Source organism: Oscillospiraceae bacterium MB24-C1, from assembly GCA_030913685.1.
Lineage (GTDB): Bacteria > Bacillota > Clostridia > Oscillospirales > Ruminococcaceae > Yanshouia.
Genome location: CP133187.1, coordinates 2,483,894 through 2,500,515 on the forward strand (window position 1 = coordinate 2,483,894; position 16,622 = coordinate 2,500,515).

The 16,622-nt window shown below is 53.5% G+C and carries 10 protein-coding genes; all 10 read left to right on the top strand.

Annotation, left to right across the window (positions count from 1 at the left end; genetic code table 11):
• Window positions 1–167 precede the first annotated feature (167 nt).
• The 10 genes from RBH76_11890 to RBH76_11935 all read left to right on the top strand — a co-directional run bounded on the left by RBH76_11890 (window position 168) and on the right by RBH76_11935 (window position 16,523).
• Window positions 168–539: a hypothetical protein gene (locus RBH76_11890; GenBank protein WMJ83422.1), complete on the top strand. Its 372-nt coding sequence runs from the start codon at window positions 168–170 to the stop codon at window positions 537–539.
• Between the two features lie 123 nt (window positions 540–662).
• Window positions 663–2,873, top strand: a complete 2,211-nt coding sequence (locus RBH76_11895) for an ATP-dependent RecD-like DNA helicase (protein WMJ83423.1) — start codon at window positions 663–665, stop codon at window positions 2,871–2,873.
• 355 nt (window positions 2,874–3,228) lie between these two features.
• Window positions 3,229–3,978, top strand: coding sequence for a hypothetical protein (locus RBH76_11900; GenBank protein WMJ83424.1), 750 nt, complete (start codon window positions 3,229–3,231; stop codon window positions 3,976–3,978).
• Between the two features lie 84 nt (window positions 3,979–4,062).
• On the top strand, window positions 4,063–7,407 hold the full coding sequence (locus RBH76_11905; protein WMJ83425.1) for a response regulator: 3,345 nt from the start codon (window positions 4,063–4,065) through the stop codon (window positions 7,405–7,407).
• A gap of 160 nt (window positions 7,408–7,567) precedes the next feature.
• The gene (locus RBH76_11910; protein WMJ83426.1) at window positions 7,568–8,587 is read left to right on the top strand and encodes a rod shape-determining protein; all 1,020 of its coding nucleotides are present in this window, start codon (window positions 7,568–7,570) and stop codon (window positions 8,585–8,587) included.
• Window positions 8,588–8,754: 167 nt separating this feature from the next.
• Window positions 8,755–9,996 carry a Zn-dependent hydrolase gene (locus tag RBH76_11915; protein WMJ83427.1) on the top strand — a complete coding sequence of 414 codons (1,242 nt, stop codon included), beginning with the start codon at window positions 8,755–8,757 and terminating at the stop codon, window positions 9,994–9,996.
• 426 nt (window positions 9,997–10,422) lie between these two features.
• Window positions 10,423–11,229, top strand: a complete 807-nt coding sequence (locus RBH76_11920; protein ID WMJ83428.1) for a mechanosensitive ion channel family protein — start codon at window positions 10,423–10,425, stop codon at window positions 11,227–11,229.
• 309 nt (window positions 11,230–11,538) lie between these two features.
• The gene (locus tag RBH76_11925; protein WMJ83429.1) at window positions 11,539–13,197 is read left to right on the top strand and encodes a diguanylate cyclase; all 1,659 of its coding nucleotides are present in this window, start codon (window positions 11,539–11,541) and stop codon (window positions 13,195–13,197) included.
• A gap of 409 nt (window positions 13,198–13,606) precedes the next feature.
• Entirely contained in the window at window positions 13,607–16,030 is a 2,424-nt protein-coding gene (locus RBH76_11930) for a 3'-5' exonuclease (GenBank protein WMJ83430.1), read from the top strand.
• A 178-nt stretch (window positions 16,031–16,208) separates the two neighbouring features.
• Window positions 16,209–16,523, top strand: coding sequence for a hypothetical protein (locus RBH76_11935; protein ID WMJ83431.1), 315 nt, complete (start codon window positions 16,209–16,211; stop codon window positions 16,521–16,523).
• Window positions 16,524–16,622 lie beyond the last annotated feature (99 nt).

Genomic DNA, 16,622 nt, shown 5'->3' on the forward strand with positions numbered 1-16,622 from the left:
GCGGCTTTTTATTGTACCCTTCTGAGGCAAGGCACATACTACTGCTTTAGTGGTGGTTTTGCTTTAAAAGTGGTCTTGCGATTTTCCAGCACAGCTTTTTAGATTCTATCATTTTGCCGTCACCGTTAAGTCATCCGGCGCATAGCATGAATCGAGAGGTGAGGCAAATGCGCGATGTGCTTTTAATCATTTTAGGGGTGTGCGGAACACTGGTTGCAGGAATGCTCTGTGAGCAAGGGCTGGTCTGGATGCTGCGTCCAGCGCGTCACTGCGGCACAGTGACGCTGCTGCCGGTGACAGGGGAGTGCCCAAGTTTGGAACGGCAGCTGCGCTGGCAATATTTCTGTATGCAGTCGCATCCCTGCCGCAGGGGAGAGCGGCTGGTCATCGTCGACTGTGGCGCAACCGGGAACACGCTGCTCAAGGCCGAGCTGTTTTGCCGAGATAGACCCGGTGTGATGGTCTGTACACCCGAGGGGTTGCGCCGGATTATCGGGAACGATGCCATTTACAAAGCGGTGGCGCTTGTATTATACTAAAAAGGAATAATATCAACCTGATGGGGGCCCACTGCGGCTCCCGCGGGGTTTTTTTATAGGGTGTCAGGCGCTTTCCTGTTGGATATCGCTGCCGCCCAGAAAAGGGTTTTGAGGAGGCTGCTTGTGGAGAGCTACAATAGGGTTCAGGGTGTTGTAAACGACGTGGTTTACCACTCGGAGGAGAGCGGCTTCACCGTGCTGGAGCTGACCGTTGGGGACGAGCTGCTCACGGTTACCGGTCGGGCGGTCGGGGTTAGCCGGGGAGAAGAGGTCATTGTCACTGGACGGTTTGTCATGCACCCGAACTATGGCCGACAGCTGAAGGCAGAGGCCTTTGAACACGTGATGCCCGCCACTGCTGCGGCGGTTTTGCGCTATCTTTCAGGCGGGGCAGTCAAGGGAATCGGCCCGGTGACAGCCTCACGCATTGTGGCAAAGTTCGGCGACAAAACGCTGGATATCATGGAAAAGGACCCAGCTCGACTCGCGCAGGTGCGGGGCATTTCGCCACAGAAGGCTGAAAGCATTGGCCAGGAATATACCCGGCTTTTGGGTATGCGCGCCGTGATGGCATTTTTATCGGCACACAGCATTGAGCCTACGGCGGCGGTTACAATGTGGAAAAAGTGGGGTGCAATGGCCAGAGAGCGCATCAACGCTGACCCGTTCTGCCTGTGCGACAGGGATGTCGGCGTACCGTTTGAAAGGGCGGATGCCATTGCTGCGACGCTTGGCGTGGGCGAGACTGACGGTTGCCGCGTGCGCGGGGGGCTTTTGCATGTGCTGGCCCACAATCTTAATAACGGACATGCCTGCCTGCCCATCCAAAAGCTAGTGGCGGCTTGCTGCCGTCTGCTCAATATCGGCTCTGAGCCGGTTGAGATCGGCGTAGATGATCTTTGTGAACGCGGCGAGGTGATGAGCGAGGAAATTTTCGGGGTGCGCTTTATCTACCTGCCCGACCAGTTTTTTGCCGAGGCGTATGTGGCGGAACGGTTGGGGATCATGATGCGCTTTTTGTCGCAGGATGCCGCCGTAACGTCTGACGAGCTGACGGCGCTGGAGCGGGAGCTTGGCATTTGCTATGCCGAGCAGCAGCGACAGGCGATCTTTTGGGCGGCGGAGCACCCGATTATGATATTGACCGGCGGCCCCGGCACTGGAAAGACCACGACGCTAAACGGCATTATCACACTGTTTGAGCGCCGCGCCATGAAGGTGGCACTCGCTGCGCCGACCGGGCGGGCGGCCAAGCGTCTTTCAGAGGTGACCGGGCGCGAGGCTAAGACCATTCACCGCCTGTTAGAGGTGGATTTTGGCAGCCGTGAGCGCGGCGATTTGCAGTTTAAGCGCAATGAGCAAAATCCTCTGCCGTTTGATGCGGTGGTGGTGGACGAGATGTCGATGGTGGACGCAACGCTGTTTTCGTCACTGCTCAAGGCGGTGCGTACCACAGCGCGCCTGATTCTGGTGGGCGACCCTGACCAGCTGCCGTCGGTTGGTGCGGGCAACGTTTTGCGCGACCTTATCGACAGCGAGGCGGTAGCCTGTGTGCATCTCAGCGAGGTGTTCCGTCAGGCGGCCAATAGCTTGATTATTACATCGGCGCACGACATTGTCTCGGGGCGGATGCCCACGCTAAACCGCAACGACGCCGACTTTTTCTTTTTGCCTAGCACCTCGCAGGAGCAGGCGGCCTACACTGTCGCCGATCTCTGCGCCCGCAGGCTACCAAAAGCCTATGACTATTCGCCGGTGCGCGATATTCAGGTTATCGCCCCCACCAAGCAGGGCGCGGCGGGCACCGTCGAACTCAACCGAATGTTGCAGGAGGCGCTTAATCCTCCCGATAAAAGCAAGTGCGAACACAAGGCGGGGAATTTTTTGCTGCGCGAGGGCGACAAGGTCATGCAGACCCGCAACAACTATGATATCGAGTGGCAGCGCCCCGATGGCGAGCAGGGTTTGGGCGTTTTTAACGGAGACATCGGCACCGTTGAGATGATTGACAGGCCCACTCGTTCGGTCATTATCGCGTTTGAAGACCGTCGGGCGGAATATGCCTTCGATATGCTCAATGAGTTGGATTTGGCCTACGCCATCACGGTACATAAGAGCCAGGGCAACGAGTTTGACGTGGTGATCATCCCGCTGCTAGGGCGGCACAAAAAGCTGCATTACCGCAACTTGCTCTACACAGCGGTGACCCGTGCCAAAAAGCTGTTGATTTTAGTCGGACATGCCGACACAGTGGCGACGATGGTTGAAAACAACCGCAAGACGCTGCGGTATACCAATTTGGCGCCTAGGATCCGGTATCAGCTGGGAATGTGAAGAATTAAATTACTATTAGTATAATATTGCGCGGCATACTTATTTTGGCAGAAGTGAGGTTAACGCGTACCACCCAAAGTTTAATCCTCCGCAGGGCGGGGGGCTTGTGCTATCGCAGGGAGAGTCGGTAGAACCGCCGAAGGTTTGGTTGCTCCACGTGCGGGGGTTAGGGGTGAGTTTAATTTCGCAGCGCCAACGTGCGAAACAAAGCCCTGCCGGTTGGATGGCGGTAATTTTACCCGCTGTGCCACCAAGCCTCCCACAAGCTTTTATAAAAGCTTGACCAACATCAATTCTAAAAGCGGTAAAATAGACAGCATTTGTGTTCCAGGTGAACTTGAAAAGGAGTATCACGATGAAGACAAGCAGAATTACTCGGACGTTTACAAAAGCGCTGTTCCCAGCAATTATGACCGTCATCTCGCTGGTGCTGTTTATCGCTGTTTATGGTTTCGAGATATTGACAGCGATGGAACCGCGCTATTTTAAGAGTCTGATCTTTGCGCTTCCTACGGTTTGCTTTGCCATTGTGACCTATCTGACAACAAATAGGTGGGTTAAAGAATTACCTTCTCTGGTTTTAACCAGCGTTTTAGTCGGTGCATTGAGCTGCGTGATGCTTATTGCATTTATTATTTCAGTTTTTGACGCGGCGACAACTACAACAACCGATGTAAAAAAATATGAACGTGCTTTACGACTCTCCAGCTTTCCAGAGAGTGCGCTGAGTAACAGTTTTCCGGACAAGATTCCAACCGATGCACAGGACGTTTATTTTAGTTATAACCCCGCCTTTTTACAGGGGGGAGAGAATCTCGCGCTGAAGTTTAAAACCAGTTCGGAGGCGATTGATCGGTATACCGAAGAATTTTCAGAAAAGGCCGAATGGATCGGGAAAGAAGGGAATCTGCAAGCTGGGGAGCACGGCGTTTTTGGGGGAACGGTGGATTTTTTTGACCAATCCTATAACTGGCATTATAACGCCACCGTTTATGTCCTTTCGAGTAGGTCTAATCAGCTCGGCGACTGGAACCACGGCGAATTGTATCTTGTAGCTATCAAAGAAATAAGCTGCGAAGTTTTATTTTTAGCGAAAAGGTGGTAAACCGGGGCGACCGCATGACCAAAACGGCTTTGCCGGTAAAATAAAAACAAAGCGCACGTCGAATACAGCAGGGAGGGCAGCAGCATGAAGATGGCGGGGAAGATAGGACTGCGCAGACAGATGGCAGCGGCTGCGCTGGCTATTGTTGTTGTGATGGCAGCGGTGCTCAGCGTCTTGTTTTATAACCGGCATATCAAGGGGGATTTAACCGAGCGGGCGATCTATACCCTTCAGATGAACGCAGCGCGCGAGATGCAGTCCACCGACCTGATGATTGAGTCTCAGTACGAGGTTCTGGAGATGTACGCCGGACTTTATGCTGGGCAGCCGGATACTGCTGAGAATATGCGCGACGCTATGTTGGCGCAGTTGAAGGTCGTGCGCGATACCTCCGACTTTTATCTTGTGGGCGTCGCCATGCCTGATGGCGCGGCGTTGACCGATATGGGCAGCACGGCCAATGTGAGCGGCGAAAGCTTTTTTACCCAGAGCTTGCGGGGTGGCCGCAGCATCACACTTGTTGAGAGCGACAATTTTGATGCCCAAAGCCATTTTTGTCTGGCGGTACCCATTTTAAAGAACGGTGACGTGCAGGGGGTTGTGTTCGGTTTTTGCGAAGAGATGGTAATCCGGCGTATGCTGACCCCAAGGGATTACGGCGGCGGCAGTTACGGTTTTTTGTGTAGCACCGACGGAAAGCTGCTGCTGGACAGCAAGCGCAATATTTTATTTGGCGACATGCAGCCGGCCGACCTATTTGAAGCGCTGGCGCAGGCTGAAATCGTTAGTGGTGGCTCTGTCTTGCAGATAGAGGCGAATATCCGGCAGGGTAAAAGCGGTATCTTTGAGCTGGCCACAGATAACGGCAGCTGTTATGTGACCTATCAGCCCTCGGCGATGAACAACTGGGTGCTTTTTAACGTCATGACGGGTGCCGGGGTTGCGGAACAAATTGTCGAAAGCACACACAGCATGTGGCTGTTGCTGCTTGTGCTGTTGCTTTCTTTGGCATTGGTGGCGGCATTGCTAATGCTGATTGGGCATTATAACACCGTCTTGCTAGAAAAGAACCGTAAACAGCTGTTGTATACCGAGCGACAGGCGATGCTGCAGCGGGAAAAGCTGACGTTTGCGCTGGGCCGCTCTTCAACTCGAGTGTGGGAATATGACATTGTCAACCGCCGCGTGACACAGGATACCCATATCCCCGACAGCATTTTCGATAATGTGCCGGAAAGCATAGTGGAATCTGGCCTAGTTCACCCCGATGATATTGAGACCTATCTCGCGATGCATCAGAGGGTGCAAAACGGTGAGCCCTATGTCTCGGCTGAGATCAGGATGCGCCAGGCGGACGGCTATGTCTGGAACCGGATAGAATATACCACCTTTTTTGATGAAGAGGAAAGACCGTTGCGCGCCATTGGGGTTTCTAACGATATTTCAGCGCAAAAGGCGGCCGAAAAGCGTTACCGCGATGAAGTGGCATTCCGGCAGATTTCTGGGCCGGACACGCTGATTTCGTTTTGCATCAACTGCACCACCGACACGATTGAAGACGCTATCAGTTATGACAACCGGCTGAGCTGGCTGACCAGAATCCGCTCGTTTAACAAGATGGCCGCCCGCGTGGCTGAGACGATCACCAACCCGCAGGAACGCGAGCGTATGCTCACCGAGCTGAACACCGCCACCATGCTCGAGCGCTTTGCCGCGGGACAGACCAGCTATCATGTGGAATATCGCCGCGATTTGAGCAGAGGCGAAAAAGATTTGCACTGGATCTCCTGTTCGGTCAACCTGATACACAGCCCCACCTCGGAGGAGGTGCTGGGCTTTGTTTACACACGCGATATCACCCGGCGAAAGCTGCTTGAGATGCTTTCTAGCAGCACGGTACTTTTAGATTATGAATATGTCTCCTGTCTGGATATCAACACCGATTTTATCTATGCGGTGCGCATCTGTAGCGAGACCCACGCAAAGCCGGTCATCGAGACCGAAAACTTTAGTGAGCGACTTCGGCGGCTGGCAGCGGGCGAGCTGAACATTTCCCCCGAACAGCTCAGTACCTTCTCATCTGCTGCTATTGCCAAACGCTTAGAAGAGGTGACCAGTGACTCAATGTTTTTGGAGGCCCCGTTACCCGGCGGCCGCACCGCGCACAAAAAGGTGAATTTCACCTATCTCAACCGCGAGGAGAAGCTGGTGCTGATTACGCGCAGCGATGTCACCGACATTTATAATGAGGAGCAGAAAAAGAACGCGATGCTACGGCGCGCGCTGGAATCGGCTGAACGGGCCAGCCGCGCTCGGGGCGATTTTTTGGCGCATATGTCGCATGAGATTCGCACGCCCTTAAACGGCATCCGTGGGATGCTTGATATCATCAAAGAAAACCCCGACGAATACCTGTCGCTCTATCTGGATAAGGCGATCATATCGGCGAAGCACTTGACGGGGCTCATCAACGATATTCTCGATATGTCCAAAATTGACAGTGGCATGATGGAGCTGAACGAGGCGTGGATGAGCACCAATGAGTTTGTCACTTATATTGACGCCATCATTGCGCCCCAGGCCGAGGAAAAGGGGCTGTCCTTCACTTCGCATTTTAATTGGAACGGCTGTGAGAGCATCTATACCGACGGAAACCGATTGAATCAGATTTGCATTAACCTGCTGGCAAATGCGGTGAAATATACGCCCGCTGGCGGGAAGGTAATCTACTCAGTCGAGGCGCTGCTTCAGGTCGATGATCTGGTCTCGCTATCGGTAACGGTTGAGGATAACGGCATCGGTATGTCTTCCGGCTTTTTGGCCGACGCGTTTGAGCCGTTCATTCAGGCTGATCGCTCTTTTGCTAAAAAAGGTACCGGGCTGGGGCTGGCGATTACCAAGCGCTTGGTCGAGCTGATGAAGGGCGAAATTACGGCGTACAGTGTGCCCGGGGCGGGCACCCGAATTGGCTTTACGGTGACGGTGCGCGGCAGACGACACGGTAAAGAACCGGATAGTGGTCAAGTTGCGGACGGCACGCTGGCCGGGCGGCACGCGTTGGTAGCCGACGACCACCGGATCAACCGTCTGGTCGCGGAAAAGCAGCTCCAGGCGGCCGGGCTATCCGTGACCAGCGCCGAAGATGGCGCTCAGGCGCTTTCGCTGTTTGAAAATTCGCCACAGGGGCATTATGACATCATCTTTATGGATATCATGATGCCGGTTATGGACGGCCTGACCGCTGCGCAGTTGCTGCGGGCGCTGCCGCGCGAGGACGCCAAAACGGTGCAGATTGTGGCGATGACTGCTAACGCTTTTAACGAGGATATTCATAAATCACTGGAAAGTGGTATGGATTTTCACCTTTCTAAGCCGTTTGACCGCGATCAGCTGCGCCAAATTTTGCGCAAGGTATTCGGCACCGGTTAAAACAGCCAAAAAACGACGGCAGATCTTTCAGGAAAAGTTTTCCTCAAGGTGCCTAACTACCAAAAAACGTGCGCAAAATCTATCATGATGTGGTATGATTAGGTGTGATGAAAATACCGCCGTTCAGGCGTCTGTTTTTTTGAAAGGTGGAAATATACTTATGACTTCTAACGATATCGGAATCGACCTCGGTACCGCAACTGTTATTATTTATGATATGCAAAAGGGGTTGCTGTTAAAAGAGCCATCAGTGGTGGCGGTGGATAGCCGCAGCGGTGACATTATTGCAGCGGGCGATGAGGCTTACCGTATGCTGGGGCGTACCCCGGATAGAATTCGCGCTGCCATGCCGCTTGTCGATGGCGTTATCTCCGACTTTGATATGACAAAGGCGATGATCTCGCATTTTATCCACAAAATTTATCCGAATAATCTCATTAAGCCCAGAGTGGTGATCTGTGTGCCAAGCGGCGTGACCGAGGTGGAGGCTAACGCTGTTGTTTCGGCGGCTCTTTCTTCTGGTGCGCGCAAGGTTTATCTCATTGAAGAACCGGTTGCAGCCGCCATCGGAGCGGGCATCGACATTGCAAAGCCCGAGGGCAATATCATCCTCGACATCGGCGGCGGCACCAGCGATATTGCGGTGCTCAGCTTAAACGGTGTCGTGTGCAAAACCTCGGTGCGCATGGCGGGGCGTAAGTTTGACGAGACCATCGTCAAATATGTCCGCCGAAACTTTGGTCTGCTCATTGGTGAGCGCATGGCCGAACGGGCAAAGCTTGCCTGCGGTAGCGTCTCTTTTACCCCTGAAGAGGACTGCGAAATTGTCATTAAGGGCCGCAACCTGAGCACCGGCTTGCCCGGGCAGATGACCATTACACGCGGACAGCTTTGTGAGGCGCTGTCTGAGTGCATGGAGCTTATTATTAGCGCCGTGCGCCGCATTTTAGAGAACACCCCGCCCGAGCTTGCGGCGGATATCTACCGCAACGGGTTGACGCTGACCGGTGGCGGTGCGCTGCTGCACGGCATCGACCGCCTGCTCACCGAAAGCACCCACCTAGAGGTGCATGTTGCCGAAAACCCCACCGAATGTGTCGCCAAAGGTACTGCGGCCGCGTTTGTGGTCGTGGATAGTTTGGCTGACGGTTTTATGAAAAGCGCCACCTATCTGCACTGATGCGGTTGGCACGCTCATTGAGGGGGGCGGCGCATCACGCGCCGTATGGGTTCTCTGCGGCGGCCTTGACCTAACTTCTGCCGCCGTCGCCTGACGACATGTCTTTCCGTGCCTGAAAGGGCGCTGGATATATAATTTGGATGACAGGAAGAATCAGGAGGGACTAAATGAAGCTGGAACTTAACGAATTTTTAAAAGACTTTGAAGCAATCACCGACATTGGCAAAACACCCGAGGGCGGTAGCGAGCGCCTTTCGATGAGTGACGAGGACATTCAGGCGCGCAAAACACTGATTGAGATGCTGGAACAAGAGGGCCTTGCGGTGGATGTTGACACCACAGGGGCCATTTGGGCCAGACTTGAGGGCGAACAGCCCGACCTGCCCGCTGTGCTGGTCGGTTCGCATATCGACACGGTGCGCAACGGCGGAAAATATGACGGTCTTTTAGGGGTTATGCTGGGCTTTCAGGCCATGCGTCAGATAAAGCGCTGCGGCGAAAAGCACAAACGCGCCATCGAGCTGGTGGTGTTCCCCACCGAAGAATCGGCCCGTTTTAACTACCCCACCGTAGGAAGTAAGCTTTTGGCTGGACGCCTTGAACCGGAAAAGCTCAAAGAGATGGTGGACAAGGACGACATCTCGCTTTATGACGCGCTCGTGTCGCGCGGGTACGACCCGGCACACCCCGAAGAAGGGCAAAAGCGCTTGAAAAGCGCCGCCTCGATGCTGGAGCTGCACATTGAGCAGGGACCCCTGCTGGAGAGCAGCGACATTTCGGTCGGTGTTGTTTCGGCCATTGCTGCCCCCACCCGACTGGCGGTGGAGATTATCGGCGAATATGCCCATTCCGGTGCTTGCCCCATGCATCTGCGGCGCAATGCGCTTACCGCAGCGGCCGAGTTTACTCTGGCGGTGGAGCGCATCGGTATTGCGGAGGCGGTCAACCAGTCGGTGGCGGCGGTGACGCTTTGTGAGCTGGTTCAGGGTTCGATGAACGTGGTGCCCGGCCATGTCAAAATGGCGGTGGATATTCGAGGCATCCAGATGGACAGCATCAACCGCTGTGTGCTTGGCGTTGAGCGGCATTTGAAATCTATTGCCGATCTGCGGGGCGTGCAGTGCACACATCGTGTTATCAGCAGTGATAAACCGGTGCCGATGAGCGACCGCATGATCAGCGTTATTCGCAAGGCCAGCGACAAGTGCAACATTAAATATAAGGTGATGCCCAGCGGCGCGGGTCATGACGCGATGAACGTCGCTTCGGTTATTGATACGGGCATGATCTTCATCCCCTGCAAGGGCGGCATCAGCCACAACCCTGCCGAAGCGGTGAAAAACGAAGATGTCGCAGATGGCTTTGCGGTACTTTATACGGCATTGTTGGATGAGGCCAATCGTAAATAATCTTCTTTTTTGCCCTAAGTCGGTCGAAAAAGACGGGTTGGGGGCGAAGGAAGGGGTATTTTGCAGCGCAAGCGTAAAATAAAGCTTTGGTTGACGCTGGGGATTGCGGCGCAACCGCCGAAGGTTTGTTTGCTCTGTAGGGTGGGGGAGCTCCTCGCTATCGGGGAGAGTTGCCATGACTATCGAAGGCTGTATTGCTCCGTAGGCGCCGCTTTTCTGCCGCCAGAAAAAGAGGCGGGGGAAAGATCGCTAAAGGAGGAAACCTTTCGATGTTTCTCCCCTTGAGAAACCCCTCTTTTCATCGACCAAGAGCGGGGCGCTCACCGCCCCCACCTTGGACCCCCAAAAAAATGGCGAGGGCTGTGTGGCTGCGGCGGAAATGAGGCCTTTGACCCAAGTATAGATTACAACTATGAGGTGATTTTAATGTTTACGAATTTTGCATTGCCTGAAATAGAAGTTGGTGCCATCACCACAGGCAAGCTGCTGCCGACGTTTTTGGTGCTGCTACTTTGTCTGGTGGGCATAAAGGTGCTAATGCGGCTGTTCTCCCGGGCGCTGGCCAAATCAAAGGTGGATAAAACCTTGCACACCTTTTTGCACTCGGCGGTGCATATTCTACTTTATTTGCTTACAGGGCTCATAGTAGCGGATCAGCTGGAGATTCCGATCACGTCACTGATCGCGGCATTGAGCGTCGCCGGTTTGGCGATTTCGCTGGCGGTACAGGGTGCGCTTTCAAACGTAGCGGGTGGCATCATGATTCTGCTGACCAAGCCGTTTGTGGTTGGCGATTATGTCGAGGCGGGCGAAATTTCGGGTACAGTGGATGAAATTGGCCTGAGCTACACCAAATTTATGATGCCGGACAACAAGACGGTGTTTGTACCCAATAGTGATATTTCCGCCGCCAAAATTATCAATTATACCAACGCAGCGCAGCGTCGGTTGGAAATTAAGGTCACTGCCTCTTACGATAGCCCAACCGAAAGCGTCAAAAAGGCGCTGTTTGCAGCGGCGGCCCGCCATGAAGAGATTTGTGCTGACCCGCCTGTGTTTGCCAACATTTCAGACTATAAGGATTCCTGCATCGAGTATATACTGCGTGCCTGGGTGCCGACAGACGACTATTGGACCATTTATTTTGCGCTTATGGAAGAAATCCGCGAGGAGTTCGAAAAGGGCGCGGTGGAAATGAGCTATCCACATATGAATGTACATCTACAAAAATGACGGTTTTATGATGAGATAATGCAAAAAGCGGGGGCGAAAAGCCTCCGCCTTTTATTTTGATGACCAATCACGCAAGAGGTTACTTAAAAGCTTGAAAAATGGCGTTATTAACAACCTTTTAAAACCGGTCTTTCAAAAGATAAAATTTGATCTGCTGTTTAATGACATATAGTGGTAACAAGTTCATGAAGCTTACACAAAGATTACCATAATGTGTTAATTCTGTTGAAATATGAGAACCTGTTTGCTATACTTTATATCGTGCAGTAATATCAGCGACGACCATCCTGCATTGGGAGATGGGACACCATGAAGCATTCCGCGCTGCAAAAGTTCAATTATATCCTACTGTGCTTGCTGGCGGCGAGCTTTGTAATTGTGCTTATGGGCGTGGTTCAAAGCGGGAGCCGGCTTTTTTACAGTGATGTATCCGGCACTCAAAAATTGCTGGATGGATGGCAGATTGTGACGGGCGGTGCTGCGCCCCAACCAGTCTTGTTGTCACAAAGTTATGAGGCTGCCGACGGCGTGACGCTTGTGACCTATCTCGATGAAGTAGGCATCCAGCAGGGGCTGGTGAACTTAGTACATTTTAAAACCACCCCGGGCTATATGACGGTTCGCATTGGCGACAGAACCATTTATGACTGTTCCAATACAGCGGTCGGGCTTTTGGCAGCGGCCGATATTGAACGCGATCATTATATTCCCATAGCGGCTGACGATTTTGGCCAGCCCCTGAGCATGACGCTGCTGCCTCAGCGCGGTTGCGGCACGGTGGCGGTTGATTCGGCACTGTTGACCACCAAGGCCGGGGTGCTGATGGCGGCAACTTTAGATAACCTTTGGAGCATCTGCCTCGATTTTGCCATTATGGTCGTGGGGCTGATGATGGTGCTGGCCTATTTTGTCATGCTGCGCCATGCACATCACCCTGCCATGCTGTGGTTGGGGATGTTTTTAGGTTGCTATTCCATTTGGAACAATGCTTATTCCAACGTTCTGATGGCGCTGTTTGCCGACCAGGGGCTTTGCAATATGCTGCTGTATGTTCTGGTTGGTATGATGGGCGTAATGTGGCTGTTGTTCATATTTTTCCTGAATAAAAAGCGACATGTTCGGATTTTTAATTTTATGATATTGCTGGTTTTGCTCAATTCGGTGGTCACCTTGTTGAGTTCCGTGTTTTTACCGGCTGCCACAAGCAGCAATTTTTTGCTGTTGGATATTACGGTGTTGCTCGCTGCTTTTTTTAGCCTGGGTTTGCTGTTGGCCGACTATTACCGATATCAGGATATTGGCTCCCATGTGGCGCTTGGTATGGCTGGCGCAGCGGGCTGTGCTATAATCGGATTATTCAATACTTTTTTCGGCGAAGGTTTTTACTGTAATTTTGTATTTAACCTCGGTATTTTGTTTTTTACCGTTTGCTTTACTGTTGGGCTGGTGGTCAGCGGCATTGATACGCTGGTGCTTAAAAGTAGAATGCATACGCTGGAGCTAGCGGCCTATCGAGATCAGCTGACCGGGTGTGAGAACCGCCGCGCCTTCGACCAAAAACTTGAAACCTATCGTAAGGGGGATCGCGCCGACGCGCTCGAGGGTCTGGCGATGGCGATGTTCGATTCCAATAATCTGAAAATTGTCAACGATACTTACGGACACGCGCGGGGCGACCGCCTGATTATTGATACCGTCGATGCATTGCGGCACTATTTAGGCGATTTCGGCACCATTTATCGTATTGGTGGTGACGAGTTTGTGGTGGTTTGTGACAATACCGACCGCCGCGCACTGGGGGTAGCGCTCGAGTCCTTTGACCGAGAGGTCAATGCAAAGGGAGAAGCGGGCATTGACGTCTCGTGGGGCATCGCTTATTATAAGCCGGAGATAGACCCCGACCCCGACAGCGTGCTGATGCGTGCAGAACACCGGATGTATGAATATAAGAAGGGGTGCAAGCTGTGATGCGCCCTTTTTTGTTGCGTTGGGCAGGGGTTAAAGTGGGGTAAGCCGTGCAACCGCAGGCGCGCACGGCAAAACGCCTAACGTATGGGGCGTTTGGCTAGACCGCTCGCATATATGTGCGAGCGGCTACTTGGCTCCACTTATCACAGTGGGCGACATGTATGCCCGCTGCGGCTCCATCAATACCCCACAAGCTATAAAAAGCTTGATCAAAATTTTATTTGAGAAAGCTTTATCCGTTCGTCCAACGTTATGACTTTTCTTGCGTGCCAAAATGGTGTACAATAGAAAAAATAAGGGACGACGGGGTGGGAACACAAGTGGCGCGCGGTCGCCATATGACCACCGAACCTTTGCCCGCTGTTTTGAGCGGATAAAGCTAGATTCCATGTCACGAAGGAGAAATTGAATGCTGGAGAAGGCACAGGCCGATCGATATCTGGCGCTAAGACGCGCACTGATTGAGAAACGATTTTCTAAGATGAACGACATGCAGCGCGCTGCGGTGTTGACCACCGAGGGGCCGCTGCTTATTTTAGCGGGTGCGGGTAGCGGAAAAACCACTGTTCTGATCAACCGTATCGCGAACCTTTTGCTGTTCGGCAGGGGGTATAACAGCGGCAACGTGCCGTTTTACGTGGATGAGGCGGCGCTGGGCTGGCTGGAACAGGCCGCACGCGGCGAGGTTTCGGACGACAGCAGGCTCTCGCGCTTTTTGGCCGACAGCCCGCCCCGCCCATGGGAGATTATGGCGATCACCTTTACAAACAAGGCGGCGGCCGAGCTTAAAAGCCGCCTTTCCGCCATGCTGGGTGAGGAGATTGGCGGTCAGGTGCATGCCTCGACCTTCCATTCCACCTGTGTACGCATGCTGCGCGCCGACATCGACCGGCTGGGCTACCGCAGTGGCTTTGCCATTTACGATTCAGATGATTCACAGAAGGTCGTCAAGGACATCATCAAGGCGCAAAACCTAGACGACAAGCAGTTTCCGGCACGCAGTGTGCTTTCAAAAATCGGCGAGTTTAAGGATATGCTCGAAACGCCCGCTCAGACGATGAGAAGGGCCGAGGCCGCCAGCGACTTCCGCCTGAAAAAGCTGGCGAAGCTTTATGACGCGTATCAAAAGCGCCTGTTTGAGGCGAATGCGCTGGATTTTGACGATATCATTACGTTGACGGTACGACTGTTTAGTGAGCATCCCGACGTGCTGGAAAAATATCAGCGCCGCTACCGCTATGTGATGGTGGACGAATATCAGGACACCAACCGCTCACAGTATAAACTGGTTTCGCAGCTGGCGGGGGGCAGCAACAACCTGTGCGTCGTCGGCGATGATGACCAGAGCATCTACCGCTTCCGTGGCGCGACGATTGAGAACATCCTCTCGTTTGAGCAGCAGTACGAGGGCGCGAGGGTTATCCGCTTAGAGCAAAACTATCGCTCGACCCAGAACATCCTGACCGCTGCCAACGAAGTTATTGCCAAAAACACCGCCCGCAAGGGCAAAACGCTGTGGACTGCCGCAGGCGACGGCGACAAGCTGGTGGTTTACACCGCCTATGACGAGCGGGATGAAGCCGCTGCCATCGCCGATATCATCAACCGCGAGCATGACAAGGGGGGACGCAGCTATTCCGATTGCGCTGTGCTTTACCGCATGAACGCCCAGTCGCAGACGGTGGAATCGGCGCTTGTTTCGGCGGGCATCCCCTATAAGGTTGTGGGTGGCACCCGCTTCTTCGACCGCAAGGAGATCCGCGACATGGTCGCCTATTTAAGCGTGCTGCACAACCCCGCCGACACGCTGCGCCTGATGCGCATCATCAACGAACCAAAGCGCGGCATCGGCGACGCGACGGTCACCTCGGCGCAGGAGATTGCCGACGTGCTGGGCGTGGGGCTGTTCGAGGTGCTGCAAAACGCTGAAGAATACGCGCCCTTGCAACGCAAATCGAAACCCCTGATGCAGTTCGCGGCCATGATGTCCGGCCTGATGGAATCTGCTGGGCTGCTGCCGCTCGATGAGCTTTTGGATGAGCTGCTGGAGGAGACCGGCTACCGCGCCATGCTGCTGGCTGAGGGCGTTCAGGGTCAGACCCGCTTAGAGAACATTGAGGAACTTAAAACGACTATGAAGCGCTATGAGTCTGAGACCGAGGAGCCGTCGCTGGGCGGATTTCTCGAGGAGGTGGCGCTTTACACCGATCTGGACAGCTACGACGCCGACACCGATTCGGTGACGCTGATGACCATGCATGCCGCAAAGGGTTTGGAGTTCCCGGTGGTGTTCCTGCCCGGAATGGAGGAGGGGTTGTTCCCTTCGACCCGGTCGTTTGCCGACCCCGAACAGCTCGAGGAAGAGCGGCGTTTAGCCTATGTGGGCATCACCCGCGCCAAAGAGAAGCTGGTGATGTTATGCACAAAGCGGCGCATGCTGTTCGGCCAGACGCTTTATGGCCGTGAATCGCGGTTTTTGTGCGACATCGCCCCCGGGCTGGTTTCTCGTGAAGGCAGAAAGCCCGCCCCCACTGCCCAAAGCGCCAGAACGCCTGAGCCGGTATCGTTTGGCGCATTCGGCAAGACCGCCGCGCAGGCTGCTGCTGAATCGGCACGCGCTGGCACCGGATTTGGAGCAGCGCCCAAGCCCGCGCCCGCCGAAAAGGCCGGGTTTGATCTGGCGAAGGGCGACCGTGTTATGCACCGCGTGTTTGGTGGCGGCACCGTCATTTCGGTTACGCCAATGGGCGGCGACCATATGCTTGAAGTGCGGTTTGACAAAGTGGGAGTCAAGAAGATTATGGCTGCCTTTGCCCGGCTGCAAAAGCTTTAACAGTATACTATACATTATTATAAAGCGCCCGTCCCTGCCGTTTTTGGTGGGGTGGGGCGCTTTTGTTTAGAACATTAAGACAAACAAAAAACTATGATAAAGGGGAGAGGGGCGTGCCGCGGTGCGATTGTTGAAAAATCTGGAAGGCTATGTTATGCTAATAACGAGGTGAAGCCAAATGAAAATGAAAAGCGTGAGAGAAGTTCTAGGAGACGCCGCCATGATGATTGGTGGGTTGGTTTTTGCTGTACATATGGCGAAGGCTTTGTTGGCGAAATATAATCTAACGCTTTTTGACCTTTGGAAGACGCTTTTAAAAATGCCCAGCGACCTTTGGAATTCGGGCGACAGCGCCTTTTGCGCGTTGGGCCTGATGGTCACCGGCTTGGGTCTTGCTATGGCGGGCTTGGCGTTTCTTCAAATCTTCTTGGAAGATCGAGGCTTTATCTTAAAATCCCTATTCAAAAAAATGGAAGTTAAAAAGACGAGTTGATGTGTGTTTACACCTTTTTGGGATGCTGGAGGCAGGGGAAATAGCTATCACACCAAAGCCAGCTGGAGGCATCGGCTTTCAGATTGTTGGCATGTAAAA